Source organism: Streptomyces niphimycinicus, assembly GCF_018883605.1.
Lineage (GTDB): Bacteria > Actinomycetota > Actinomycetes > Streptomycetales > Streptomycetaceae > Streptomyces > Streptomyces niphimycinicus.
Genome location: NZ_JAHLEM010000021.1, coordinates 1 through 486, shown reverse-complemented (window position 1 = coordinate 486; position 486 = coordinate 1). Strand labels below are relative to the sequence as shown.

1 protein-coding gene is annotated in these 486 nt (G+C 69.5%); it reads right to left on the bottom strand.

Annotation, left to right across the window (positions count from 1 at the left end; all coding sequences use genetic code 11):
- Positions 1-486 (bottom strand): undecaprenyl-diphosphate phosphatase (locus KN815_RS02770; RefSeq protein ID WP_216339807.1); only part of this gene is annotated, 486 nt, incomplete at both ends.

The following is a 486-nucleotide window of genomic DNA, read 5'->3' as shown; positions in this document are numbered from 1 at the left end:
GCTTGGCGACGAACTTCAGCAGCCAGGCGATCGAGGCATAGGCGACCACGAACGAGACGGCGGTGCCCACCACGAGGGGGGCGGTGCCGACCCCGGCGCCGACGGCGTCCTTCAGCTCGTACAGGCCCGCGCCGGTCAGCGCCGGAATGCCGAGGAAGAAGGAGAGGCGGGTGGCGGCCACGCGGTCCAGGTCGAGGATGAGCGCGGTGGACATGGTGGCGCCGGAGCGGGAGAAGCCGGGGAAGAGCAGCGCGAGAATCTGCGAACAGCCCACCAGCATGGCGTCCTTGAAGCCCGTGTCGTCCTCGCCGCGTTTGTGGCGGCCCATCTGGTCGGCCACCCACATCACAGCGGACCCGGCGACGAGGGAGCCGGCGACCACCCACAGGGATGCGAGCGGGCCCTCGATGAGGGGCTTCGCGGCCAGGCCCACGATCACGATCGGGATGGTGGCGTAGATGACCCACCAGGCGAACTTGTAGTCGT